At 42.7% G+C, this 13,149-nt stretch carries 10 protein-coding genes; 3 read left to right on the top strand and 7 right to left on the bottom strand.

What is annotated here, in order from left to right; genetic code table 11:
• Position 1 precedes the first annotated feature (1 nt).
• On the top strand, positions 2–649 hold the full coding sequence (locus AM500_RS07625; RefSeq protein ID WP_053598680.1) for an acetoin utilization AcuB family protein: 648 nt from the start codon (positions 2–4) through the stop codon (positions 647–649).
• Complete coding sequence (locus AM500_RS07620) at positions 646–1,821, top strand: acetoin utilization protein AcuC (protein WP_053598679.1); 1,176 nt, start codon at positions 646–648, stop codon at positions 1,819–1,821. The genes AM500_RS07625 and AM500_RS07620 overlap by 4 nt, the downstream gene beginning before the upstream one ends.
• A 469-nt stretch (positions 1,822–2,290) precedes the next feature.
• Here AM500_RS07620 and ccpA read toward each other — a convergent pair whose 3' ends face one another.
• From ccpA to AM500_RS07595, 5 genes are all read right to left on the bottom strand, one after another.
• Positions 2,291–3,289: a catabolite control protein A gene (gene ccpA / locus AM500_RS07615; RefSeq protein ID WP_043934081.1), complete on the bottom strand. Its 999-nt coding sequence runs from the start codon at positions 3,287–3,289 to the stop codon at positions 2,291–2,293.
• A 426-nt stretch (positions 3,290–3,715) separates the two neighbouring features.
• Complete coding sequence (locus AM500_RS07610) at positions 3,716–4,786, bottom strand: bifunctional 3-deoxy-7-phosphoheptulonate synthase/chorismate mutase (RefSeq protein ID WP_053601657.1); 1,071 nt, start codon at positions 4,784–4,786, stop codon at positions 3,716–3,718.
• A 319-nt stretch (positions 4,787–5,105) separates the two neighbouring features.
• A complete protein-coding gene (gene ytxJ, locus AM500_RS07605) occupies positions 5,106–5,429 on the bottom strand; it encodes a bacillithiol system redox-active protein YtxJ (RefSeq protein ID WP_053598678.1) in 324 nt (107 codons plus the stop codon).
• A gap of 93 nt (positions 5,430–5,522) precedes the next feature.
• A complete protein-coding gene (locus tag AM500_RS07600; protein WP_053598677.1) occupies positions 5,523–6,020 on the bottom strand; it encodes a YtxH domain-containing protein in 498 nt (165 codons plus the stop codon).
• A gap of 16 nt (positions 6,021–6,036) precedes the next feature.
• Positions 6,037–6,516: a DUF948 domain-containing protein gene (locus AM500_RS07595; RefSeq protein WP_043934077.1), complete on the bottom strand. Its 480-nt coding sequence runs from the start codon at positions 6,514–6,516 to the stop codon at positions 6,037–6,039.
• A gap of 251 nt (positions 6,517–6,767) precedes the next feature.
• Here AM500_RS07595 and AM500_RS07590 point away from each other — a divergent pair, with 251 nt between their 5' ends.
• Positions 6,768–7,883: an aminopeptidase gene (locus AM500_RS07590; RefSeq protein WP_053598676.1), complete on the top strand. Its 1,116-nt coding sequence runs from the start codon at positions 6,768–6,770 to the stop codon at positions 7,881–7,883.
• A 199-nt stretch (positions 7,884–8,082) separates the two neighbouring features.
• On the opposite strand, the gene murC is transcribed toward AM500_RS07590, so the two are convergent.
• Both murC and AM500_RS24900 read right to left on the bottom strand, forming a co-directional pair.
• Positions 8,083–9,384, bottom strand: a complete 1,302-nt coding sequence (gene murC, locus AM500_RS07585; protein ID WP_053598675.1) for a UDP-N-acetylmuramate--L-alanine ligase — start codon at positions 9,382–9,384, stop codon at positions 8,083–8,085.
• A gap of 404 nt (positions 9,385–9,788) precedes the next feature.
• Positions 9,789–12,938: a DNA translocase FtsK gene (locus AM500_RS24900; protein WP_082347170.1), complete on the bottom strand. Its 3,150-nt coding sequence runs from the start codon at positions 12,936–12,938 to the stop codon at positions 9,789–9,791.
• Between the last annotated feature and the right edge of the window lie 211 nt (positions 12,939–13,149).

The raw sequence follows: 13,149 nt of genomic DNA, 5'->3' as shown, positions 1-13,149 counted from the left end.
GATGATTATAGAACAAATCATGAAAACCAATGTTGCCACCTTAAAGGCTTCAAATACGATTGCAGATGCAATCAAAATGATGGAAGATCACAAAATACGGCACATCCCAATAATAGATGAACAGCGGCATGTTGTTGGACTTGTGTCGGATAGAGATATCAGGGATGCAGCTCCGTCTATTTTTAGGCGGGAGGAGCATGTTGAAGATCTTCAAAAGCCTTTGGAAACGATTATGAAACGAAATCTCATTACCGGGCACCCTCTCGACTTTGTTGAGGAAATTGCCGCCCTGCTTTATGAGCATCATATTAGCTGTGTACCAGTCATCCTGGACCAGAGGCTTGTGGGAATTGTGACAGAAACAGACCTGCTCCACACACTTGTGGAACTTACTGGCGCACATCAGCCGGGTTCACAAATTGAAGTAAAGGTGCCCAATAAAGCCGGGACTCTCTGGGAAGTAGCCAATGTGATTAAGAACCGTAAAGCTAATATCCAAAGTGTCCTTGTTTATCCTGATAAACAAGATGAAGCATACAAAATATTGGTCATCCGTGTACAGACAATGAATCCTGTTGGCCTTATCCATGACCTGAAGGCTGCCGGTCATCATGTGGTATGGCCAAATATTCCGGGTATGCCAATATGAACGATTCAAGCGCCTTTATTTTTTCAGAAGAACTACTGAAATACAATTTTGGCAGCCAGCACCCTTTTAATCAATTTAGGATTAAGCTGACAATTGACCTTTTAAAACACTCAGGCGCTCTGGATGACTCATCAATCGTTCCACCACGGATGGCCACTGAAGAGGAATTATGCCTTATTCATGATCCCTCCTATGTCCATGCTGTCAAAATGGCTGGAAAAGGTCTTTTAACTGGAGATTCGGCAGAGAACTTTGGACTGGGAACCGAGGACACCCCAATATTTCCTAATATGCATGAAGCCAGCGCAATGATAGTGGGAGGAACACTAGAAGCGGTCGATATGGTTATGACAGGAAAAACGTCCCATGCATTGCACCTCGGGGGAGGGCTTCATCATGGATTTAGGGGAAAGGCCTCAGGATTTTGCATATACAATGACAGCTCCGTGGCAATAAAATATTTGCAGGAAAAATACAAGGCAAGGGTCCTTTATGTAGACACGGATGCACATCACGGGGATGGGGTTCAATGGTCCTTTTATGACGATCCGGATGTATGCACCTTATCTATTCATGAGACAGGTAGATATCTCTTTCCTGGTACCGGCTCAATAAACGAGCGCGGCCAGGGAAAAGGATATGGTTTTTCTTTTAATATTCCTTTGGATGCCTTCACGGAAGACGAATCTTGGCTGCAAATCTACAGAACAGCTCTGACAGAGGTTACTGAGTTCTTTAAACCCGATATAATCCTGACCCAAAACGGTGCGGATTCACATTACTATGACCCGCTTACCCATTTATATGGGACAATGAATATCTACCGTGAAATACCAAAGCTCGCCCATGAACTTGCACATCGCTATTGCAATGGCCGATGGGTTGCTGTAGGCGGCGGAGGCTATGATATTTGGAGGGTTGTTCCAAGAGCATGGGCTTTGATTTGGATGGAAATGACCGGGAAGGCTTCAAGTGCGACCGGAAATCTGCCTGCTGCCTGGACTGAAAAGTGGCAAACCAAAGCCGGGGTGCCTCTTCCCGATTCGTGGGAGGACGGTCCGGATATTTACAATCCTATCCCCAGAAAAGCAGAGATAACTGAAAAGAACTTATTGACACTTGAAAAAGCACTGTATCCTATCAGAAATACATCAAAAACTGAATCTGTATAATTTTTATAGTGTTTTCAGCTTTGCTGCTATTAAGATAGAGAATGTAAGGTAAAACAGGAATTTTTGTTTAGCACCGCTCTGTCCGTTTTACATTCAAAAGGCTGTCCCAAAAGCTCGTTTAGTGACGAACTTTCGAGACAGCCTTTTTATACGTCCAGCTCCAACGCCTATCGCCTAGCAAACTTCAGGTCTCCTCCCTACGATAAGTCATGCACGAATGCGCTGTCGCTCTTCGTGATTCCTTTACCCCACCTTAAAGGACAGTAGCCTCCTTCGTCGGCAACTGTCCCTAAAGGTCCGATTCATTCACCTAACCATCAGCCAAAAAGCGCTGATGGAAGGTTCATTTTATCTCAGTCGAAGCCCCTCCACTTTGTACGGCCATGATCACTAAGGAAAGCTCCTCAGAATAATCATCGCAGGGACAGGCGGTTTTTGCCTGTCACGAAGGCGCTTGCGCTTTTGTTTTTTACTTCGTTGAATTTCTTTGTTCGATTCGATGCGGAAGGACAACGGTATGCTCATCGACCTTTTCCTTATTCATATACTTAGTCAAAAGCCTCATTGATACTGCGCCTATATCATATAATGGCTGCACGAGCGTTGTAAGCTGTGGACGAACCATGAGTGAAAGCCTGGTATTATCTGAAGTAATCACCTCAAAGTCCTCAGGTATACTAAAGCCCTTATCCTGAGCCCCATGGATAACCCCAAGTGCCATTTCATCAGATCCAACGAGGATTGCAGTCGGCCTTTCGTCTGACTCAATCAGTTTTTCTATTGCTTCGATGCCTGAATCATACGTATAGTCACCTTCTACAATATATTCCTCATTAAATTGAATACCTGCCTCGTCAAGAGCCCTCTTATATCCCTTCAGCTTCAATTCGCTGTTCTTTGGCTCGTGAAGCGGCCCGATTATGAAGGCGATGCGTTTATGGCCTCGCTCGACATATTCCATTACTGAGTCAAATACAGCCTGCTCGTAATCAATATTGACAGATGGAATTTCCCTGGTCTGTTCCACTGATCCAGCCAATACAATCGGGACCGGGGATTTTTTAAATTCTTCTACATGCTCCGTAGTGATATTTCCTCCCATAAAAACAATACCATCTACCTGCTTACCCAGCATTGTGTTCAGAAGGTGAAGTTCCTTGTCCTTATTTTGGTCGGAGTTGCTGAGGATAATATTATATTTATACATCGTAGCGATGTCCTCAATACCCCTTGCTAGTTCGGCAAAGAAAATGCTCGAGATGTCTGGAATTATGACACCGACTGTTGTAGTCTTTTTGCTCGCAAGTCCCCTTGCCACAGCGTTTGGCCTATAACCAAGTCTGTCGATTACTTCCATAACCTTTTTTCTTGTTGCAGGCTTAACATTCGGGTTTCCGTTTACAACCCTTGACACCGTCGCCATTGAAACATTCGCTTCCCTGGCAACATCATAAATCGTAATATTCATCTGTGTAACACTCCTTAAAAACAGGCCATTTTTTTTATTTTGCCTCTTCTTGAATTCGCTAGTCATTTTTAGTATGTGATTGAATAAACATACTAGTTTTGTTTAATCATACGATAACCGCCGAATTGCTGCAATTAACATCGTCTAAATTTATTTGAAAATTTACAAGTCCGCGGAGCTTTGGCAGGCTGCTTGAGGCACTTCGCCTTCTCCGTTGCCTAAACAAACTCAAGCAAATCAATTTGGGTACTGAAGCCTTCTCCGTACCTTCCAACCCAAGGCGGCTCCCTTTCGCCACTGACAGGATTAACCCCGGTTGTACATCAATTTATTGAGTAATCATTGAGCTTGGCCGCATCATGGCAATAGGAATTTTCTTTTTAACATAAGAATGCCTTCTGTCCCGGACAGAAGGCATTCTGAGGATTATTGGCGCACTAGGTTTGAGGCCATAAGCTCTGATAGAAAACTGTCAAACTGCTCCAGGTTCATTTGCTGAGCCGAATCCGACAAAGCGACAGCTGGATCCGGATGAACCTCTGCCATCACGCCATCCGCACCGATTGCAAGGGCAGCCTTAGCAGCAGGAAGGAGTAAATCCCTTCTGCCAGTAGAATGAGTTACATCAACCATGACAGGAAGATGGGTTTCCTGCTTTAAGATTGGTACTGCAGTAATATCGAGCGTGTTCCTTGTTGCTTTTTCATACGTCCTAATACCGCGCTCACAAAGAATGATATTGCCGTTACCCTGTGACATGATATATTCAGCAGCATTGATAAATTCTTCAATAGTTGCGGAGATTCCACGTTTTAGCAAAATTGGCTTTGTTGAAGCGCCTGCTGCTTTCAGCAATTCAAAGTTCTGCATATTTCTCGCGCCAATCTGGATGACATCAAGATATTCTTCAGCCATCTCGATATCGGCAGGGTTAACGATTTCACTAATAACCGCCATATTGTACTCTTGGGAAATCCGCTTTAGAATTTTCAATCCTTCAACACCTAGCCCCTGGAAGTCATAAGGAGATGTACGCGGCTTAAATGCCCCACCTCTAAGCAGCTTGAGGCCCTTTTGCTGCATATGCTTCGCGACAGTGGCAACTTGTTCATAGGACTCTACTGCACAAGGCCCAAAAACAAAGTGTGGTTTCCCGTCACCAATTTGCTCGCCATTAACTTCTACAATTGTGTTTTCAGGGTGCTTTTTCCTGGAAACAAGCAGAGCTTTGCTGTGATCATCTTTTTGCAGCTCCAGGCTGGCCTTGAAAATTTCCTTGAAAATATGTTCAATGGTTGAATCTTCAAATGGCCCTTCATTTTTCTGCTTGATGATATCGAGCATTTTTCTTTCACGTACAGGATCAAATCGATACACTCCCTGGGTTTCCTTCACACGCCCAATTTCCTGAGCCAATTGTGCGCGCTCGCTGATAATCTGAAGGAGTTCCATATTGAGTTCATCAATACGGGACCGTAACTTATCCAATTCATTCATACCGTATTCCGTCCTTTCGTCAGCCCGAGTTTCATCAATAGTTTTAGGCAATAATGGAGAATTAGCGCATCTCCCGGCTAATAGGATATATTATACTTTATTACGAAAATTTTGTCATCATTTTCTTTAACAATTAAACGCTTTTAAGTGTTAAAGTATCCTTTTTCTCTCTGCTCCCTATTATTGCCCATCCCGCATAAAAATAAAGAAAACTCGCCATTTGGCGAGCTTGGGAACAAAATAAAGAGTACGGCCACTTTCAGTTGGTTATCCAGCATGAAGGCGGCTAACAATCAATATAACAATTAAAAACTTTTAATTATCCTTGGATTGCTTCGTTTAGGGATTTTTTTGTTATTTTCCAATGGGAAGCATTCCACACTGGCTGTCCATCTGCAAAGAGGATAGCTTGAGGGGATTCATGCTTAATCCCATATGTTTCAGCGATATGAGTGGATAGAGGCCGTGATTCCTGAACAATCAGCATCCAGGCAGGTATGCTGTCATCGCCGGCAAATTCACCATATTCTTCAAATGCAGCATGCGAAATGGGACAAGTGCTGCTATGCTTCAGGATCATGACCTTCGATTCCTTTTTAATAATTTCATCGAATTGTTCAATTGATTCAAGTGTATTAATCATTACGATTCTCCTTTTCCTAGTGATTTCATGCAAAACGGTGAAGCAATAATATCACTTCACCGTCCCGTTTTTCAACTAATCAGTTCCAGACTGTTAGCTATTGTATTTAGTTTCTTCGCCATCAAGAGCTTCCTTGACTTCCTCGAGCTTTTCACGGACTTCGGCATCATCGGAAAGGGTCAGTTCCTCAAAAGGCCTGTTGGAGGTTTCAAGCGGAATATACTCCGTCTCTACAGCCGGAACCTCAGCCTCACCAGTTGGTTCCTCAACAGTCTCAGACCCCTTGATTTTACCAATCAAATTGGAGGATTGCTGAGAGACTGCCTGTGTTAATGAAGATGTTTTTTCTTTCGTGATGTTGGTTAGTTCGCCAGTCTTTTCAACGACTGTATCCTTCATTTGGACTGTTCTGTCCTTCAGAGCGGATGCTTGTCCTGAGACAGATTCCCTCATTTCACGCCCTGACTTTGGTGCGAGGAATAACGCCGCAGCGGCACCAATCAAGCCGCCTATTACTGCACCTGTTATGAAGTCTTTTGATGTGACATTCTTTTCTTCAAACTCTCTCATTCCATTGTCCCTGCCTGTCATTGATACAAGGCCTCCCTTATTGTAAATTACCCCTATCAGTTTGGGGCTCCAACAACTCACGTTTCACTGAAGCTGTAGCTGCAGCCTGTTTCCTAGCATTCCACTTGTCCTTCAATTCAATGAGAACATTGCTCCATTGAACGATTTGTGAAATCTTGTCCTTATTCTGGTCAATTTGTTTATCAACCGAGCCAACAATAGTCTGGACAGATTGGTTAAATTTGTTGACTGATGTCCCGACATTTTTCACCGCTTCAACAACCGTATTGAGACTTTCAGATTTCCTGTGGATATCGTCTGCTAAAGCATTGGTTTTATGCAAGAGAACTGCTGTTTCCTTCGTGACCCCATCAAGCTGGCGTTCGAGGCCCACCAGAGTCTTCGATACACTTTCTAGAGTGATTTGGAGCGATTTCAATGTCTTTGATAAATAGATTACAAGGACAAAAAATGCTATAGCAATAACCGCTACACTTAAATATAAAATTACTTCCATCTGTTCTACACCTCCGTTAATCTACAGTTACTTTTACCCATAGGGAAAAACCATAAACAGCTGGTTGTATTATTATTTCCCTAAAACTTATTTTTTTCCTTCAAAAGAAAGAAAGTTTTTCTTCTTTAATCTAAATTTTAAACTTTTTCCACCAATTGGGTTAAACTAGTAGATGGAATAAATAACGCGAAAGCATCTTTCTGAAAGTAATGAAAGGTTTATTCTCTAGATAAATAAAGGAGGTCTCCGATATGAAGGACCCTAGAATTGAGACACTGGCAAAGAATTTAATTAATTATTCTGTCCGGCTGCAAAAAGGTGAAAAAGTATTGATTGAAAATTTCGGGCTTCAGCGCGAGCTTGTAACAGCGCTGGTCAAAGAGGCATACGCTGCTGGCGGCTACCCCTTCGTCCTTCTTAAAGACCATCAGGTAGACCGGGCGCTGCTGATGGGCGCACAGGAAGAAAACTTTAGCATGATTGCTGACTTTGAAGCTGCTGTAATGAAGGAAATGGATGCATACATAGGCTTGCGCTCCGGAAATAACATTAGCGAACATGCTGATGTTCCGGATGAAAAAATGAAAATCCATGGGAACACGATTGGCAAGAAGGTACATAGAGATATCCGCGTCCCTAAGACTAAGTGGGTAGTACTCAGGTACCCGACATCATCCATGGCCCAATTGGCGAAAATGAGTACAGAAGCATTTGAAGACTTTTATTTTAATGTATGTAACTTGGATTACAGCAAGATGGATAAAGCAATGGACAGCCTTGTCGAGCTGATGAACAGGACTGATAAAGTCCGTTTGACCGGCCCCGGAACTGATCTTACCTTCTCAATTAAAGACATTCCAGCAATTAAGTGTGCAGGCCAAATGAATATTCCCGACGGTGAGGTTTATACCGCCCCTGTACGGGATTCAGTAAATGGCGTTATCACATACAATACACCTTCGCCTTACCAGGGTTTTACTTTTGAGAATGTCAAGCTTACTTTCAAGGATGGCAAAATTGTTGAAGCAGTTTCGAATGATACAGAACGTATTAACAAAATTTTCGATACCGATGAAGGTGCCCGTTATGTAGGAGAGTTTGCAATTGGTGTCAATCCTTATATCCAGACTCCAATGCAAGATATCCTGTTTGATGAAAAAATTGATGGAAGCTTCCACTTCACACCTGGACAAAGCTATGATGACGCCTATAACGGCAACCACTCCAATATCCATTGGGACATGGTCAATATCCAGCGTCCTGAATACGGTGGCGGGGAAATCTATTTTGATGATGTACTAATCCGCAAGGACGGCCGCTTCGTTCTTCCTGAACTAGAGCAACTGAATCCGGAGAACCTAAAGTAAGCAGTCTAACGCGTAATTTCATGTGATGCAATTTCAGAGAAGCTTTTCTTGTTCAGCTAGAGGCAGACAAACTCAATAAAAAAGTTATCCACAGTCTGGAATATTAAACTTCCTTTATAATAAAAAGGATGCAGGTAAACCTGCATCCTTTTTCATTCTCTTTGCCAACGGTCATTTTCCGTTAGTATCCTGGTAAAGATTAAGCGGTATATGCTTTTTCATAAGCTATCTGGAACTTTTGGATATCGCCGGCACCCATGAATATGATGACGCCGCCCTCATGCCCCTGAAGGATTTCGGTATGTTCCTCCGATAGGACCTCGGCCCCGCCAATTTTATCTACCAAATCATTAATGGACAGCTTTCCATGATTTTCCCTGGCGGAACCAAAGATATCACACAAATAAACTTTATCAGCCAGGCTTAGGCTGTCTGCGAATTCCTGGAGGAATGTCTGTGTCCTGGTGAACGTATGAGGCTGGAATACAGCAACAATTTCCCTGTCAGGAAACTTTTGCCTTGCTGCATCAAGTGTAGCCCTAATTTCAGTAGGATGATGGGCGTAATCATCTATAACAATTTGGCTTCCAAGCTTTTTCTCTGTAAACCTTCTTTTAACACCTTCAAAGGTTCTGAGCTGATCCTTGACGATGTTAACATCCATACTTTCATAATGGCAAATGGCAATCACCGCAAGTGAGTTAAGGATATTATGGTCTCCGTAGGAAGGAAGCGTAAATGTTTCGAAGTACGTATTACGTACAAAAACATCGAACGTAGTTCCCTCAGGGCTTTTGATAATATTCCGAGCTTGAAAATCATTGTCCTCCCCAAAACCATAAAACACAACGGGTACTTTCGCTTGAATTTTTTGAAGATGCTCGTCATCGCCGCAGGCAATGATGCCTTTCTTGACCTGAAGAGCTACTTCCTGAAATGCTGAAAATACATCCTCAATATTTGCAAAATAATCGGGATGATCAAAATCGATATTAGTCATAATGGCATAATCCGGGTGGTACGATAGGAAATGCCTCCGGTATTCACATGCTTCAAAAACAAAATAAGAAGCATCCAGCTCACCTTTGCCTGTACCATCACCAATTAGGTAGGAAGTAGGCTTAGCCCCTTTCATGACATGGGCAAGAAGACCTGTTGTAGAGGTCTTGCCATGGGCCCCAGTGACTCCTACACTAATGAACTTCTCCATAAATTCCCCGAGAAAACGGTGATAACGGATAACATCAAGGCCAAGCCTTAAAGCCTCCTGAATTTCTTCATGTGTATCGGGAAAGGCATTACCTGCGATAACAACCATGCCTGGCTGAATATTTTCTTTTTGAAAAGGAAGGATCTTTATTCCGGATTCCTCAAGAGCCTGCTGAGTAAAAAACCGCTTTTCGACATCAGAGCCCTGCACTTCATAATTCATATCATGGAGAACTTGTGCGAGAGCACTCATTCCGGACCCCTTGATACCTACAAAATGGTAAATAGTCATATAAAGAACCTCCAACAAACATCTTTCTGTAACACAGTATATGACGCCCAATGTTAATTGCTAATTGGAAAAAAAGCCCAGTACTATCCAATGAAACAATATAATATTGAATTATAACACGTTTGCCGGGTAGACACTATCAAACAAACTCTTTAAAGTACGAAAGCAACAAAAGCGCAAGCGCCTTGGTCATCGCCGTACAAACTGGAGGGGCTTCGACTGGATAAAGGAATCACGAAAAGCGAAAACGATTCGATGATGACTTATCGCAGGGAGGAGACCTGAAGTTTGCGCACGCGTAGGCGCTGGAGCTAGATGTAGCCATACCTGATAAGATGCCTGTTACTCTAAGTATTTACCCAAACGGATAAAGAATACTACAAATTAACCAAATTAAACCAAACCTATCGGCGTCCAAATTCATGAATAGATTCAAGTTCCGCTTCGGTTATCAGGACATCCCTTGGCTTCGATCCCCTGGCTCCTGAAATATATCCCGACTCCTCCATCATATCAATCAGCCGGGCCGCCCGATTATACCCTACTTTAAACCTTCTTTGAAGACTAGAAGTGGAGGCCCCTCCCTGTTCAACTACAAATTCACAAGCTTCAAAGAATAATTCATCCTCTTCCTCTGTAACCTGAGCCTTTTTTAAGAGTTCTTCCTGTTCGAATAAATAATTCGGGCTTCTTTGTTCTCTAGTAAAATCAGCTACCTTGTCAATCTCATCATCCGTAACGAACGTTCCTTGAAGCCGGACTGGCTTTGATGATCCATTTTCAAGAAACAGCATATCCCCACGTCCAAGCAGCTTTTCAGCACCGGCCATATCTATAATCGTTCTTGAATCGATCTGGGATGAAACCGAGAAGGCGATACGAGTTGGCACGTTCGCTTTGATCAGGCCAGTAATGACATCCACTGATGGCCTTTGTGTAGCTATGATTAAATGTATCCCGCATGCCCTTGCCTTTTGAGCAATCCGGCAGATCGCTTCTTCCACATCCGCTGGTGCCATCATCATTAAATCCGCTAACTCATCGATAACGATTACAATGAACGGCAGTTTATCTGAATACCGTTTCGTTTTCATGGCAAGGTCATTATAGCGAGTTATCTCCCTTACACCCGCATGTGCAAACAGTTCATAGCGCCTCTCCATTTCCTCAACTGCCCATTTCAAGGATGCTGTTGCAGCCTTTACATCAGTAATGACAGGGCTGACTAAATGAGGAATCCTATTATATGGTGCTAGTTCAACCATTTTAGGGTCAATAAGCAAAAGCCTTAAATCATCCGGACTTGCCTTGTATAGAAGGCTGACTAGGATGGAGTTAATGCAAACGCTTTTCCCAGAACCAGTGGAACCGGCTATTAATCCATGTGGCATCTTCTTTAAATCAGTAACAATCGGCTTGCCGGAAATATCCAGCCCTAATACTGCAGTTAAGGGTGACTGGTTCTCCTTAAAGACAGAGCTGTCAATAATCTCCCGAATCATAACCGGGCGTGATTTTGAATTAGGGACTTCAATTCCAATTGTATGCTTACCCGGAATTGGGGCCTCAATCCGTATATCTCTCGCAGCCAAACTTAATTTAATGTCATCTGAAAGGTTTGTTACCTTATTCACTTTTACACCAGGTTCGGGATGTACTTCAAACCTAGTTACTGAAGGTCCTTGAGTCACATTGACAACCTTGGCTCCAACATTGAAATTATGAAGAGTCTCCTCAAGCATTTTCCTTCGCGATTCGAGCCAGGTTGGATCTCCATCTGCATGTACTGGAGGATCAAGCAAATTGGCCCCTGGGAAACTATACACATCTCCATACTCATCATTATCAGGAGGATTTGTAGTAGATGTGCTTTCTGGCTTGGCAGGCACTTTATTCAGCAGAGAGCGGTTTGCGGCATTTTTCTGCTGTTCCAGTTTTCGTTTATCATCTTTGAGCATCAATACATTAAACGGAAGATGCGACCTTCTTTTTGGCCTGTCTTCCTCTTTCTTATGTTCCTCTTTTACAAACTCGGCAGTTTCCTTGCCATCGATAGGCAGTGAATCACCTTTTACATAATTCTGTTCAGGCTCTATTTTTTGTGGGGGTAGAATGCCAGGTTCGCCAATCGGAGCCGGTGGATGAACCGATTCCTGCAGGCCTTCAGTCTCAATTTCCCCTTCCACTTCAAGGACAGTTCCTGTATCACGAACATCTTCAAGGGTTTCAGCCATGACTTGAATATCTGGAGCTTCAGAGACTGCTTTTCCAGCTTCCATATCATTGGAATTTTCCACTTCACGTTGCGTCAAAACCTTGATTTCATGGTCTTTTTCAAGTGCACCAGGAACAACTTGAAGGTTCCCAGCTTTGGTTACATTCGTTGCAGCTTTCGTATCATTGGAAACTTGTATCAAAGCAGGGCTTTCATCGACCACTTCAAGAGTTTCAGCTACCACTTGAATATCAGCAGTTTCGGTAACAATTTTTCCAGCTTCCGTTTCATTGAATACTTCCACTTCAGGCTGCGTCAATACATGAGTATCATCGACTACTTCAAAAGTGTCAAGGACAACTTGAAGATCTGAAGCTTCAGAAACAGTTTTTCCAGCTGCCATATCATTGGATACTTCCACTTCAGGCTGTGTCAATACATTAGTTTCATCGACTACTTCAAGAGTTTCAGCTGCGACTTGAATATTAGCAGTTTCAGAAGCAGTTATTCCAGCCTCTGTTTCATTGGATACTTCTACTTCAGGCTGGATCAAATCTGGGCTTTCATCTACCTCTTCAAGAGTATCAGCGATGACTTGATCAGAAACACTCTTTGTATCTTCTTGTTCTTCTAAAATTTGATTTGCTAGTTCGATTACAGATGGAATTGTGGTTTCTTCCTTGTTGAACTCCATGGTTATCTTAGCATCGATTTCTGCATCAGAAACAGGAGTTTTATCCTGAAAAGCAGGTCCATTATTCCACACTTCATCATCCTGATTACTGACACTAATTCTTTCGTCAGCAGGTAAGATGCTCTTAAGATTGTCTTCCTCAGCTAGCAAACTTTCAAGTCCTGGGGCGGTCACTGGCACTTCAATATGTATCGGAGACTCTGGTGAAATATACTCCTCTACATCCAGAAAACCATTCAGTTCATATACAATTGGCTCCTCAACTACTGGCTTTTCTGTCATCTCTTTTTTCTGATTTGAATATCCGAATACAGGTGATGGAATTTCAGTAGGCGTGAAAGGACGAACTTTTTTTACTTGGCGTTCTTTCTGGGCAGGCTCCTGTTTAATTTCATTGAGCGGGTTTCGCCTGTTACGATTCTCGCTCCGAACCTTTGATTCTTCTCTCTTGGCAATTCTGTTATCTGGTATAAGTGGAAAACGGAAGTTGCCTTTTGGATACTCATAGACAACTCTGGCTTCAGTTTCTTTTTTTGTGTGACTAGTCGATAACGATTGGCTCTTATAAGGCGTATCTTCAACTTCTACGTCTTCCTCTTCCTGATTGCTCAGGAACTTATTGTAAATATTTTTGATAAAACTCAATTCAATCACTCTTTCCCGAAATCTTCTTCTATTGTATTTTAACAGGATTCCGAAAAAGTTCGACAGTATTTATCGAATTATAGCGAAAAACAGCTGGATTCAGACTTTTGAACTATTGGACTTTCACTAAGAGTCAGTCCTTTGGGCGTGTATATTGGAAAATGAATGAAAAACTGCACTTTACAAAGTCATGATGAACCGGAGCGTGCCT

The sequence above is a fragment of the Bacillus sp. FJAT-18017 genome, assembly GCF_001278805.1.
Lineage (GTDB): Bacteria > Bacillota > Bacilli > Bacillales > Cytobacillaceae > Bacillus_D.
The sequence above is the reverse complement of the archived record's forward strand: the minus strand, read 5'-3'. Positions and strand labels throughout refer to the sequence as shown.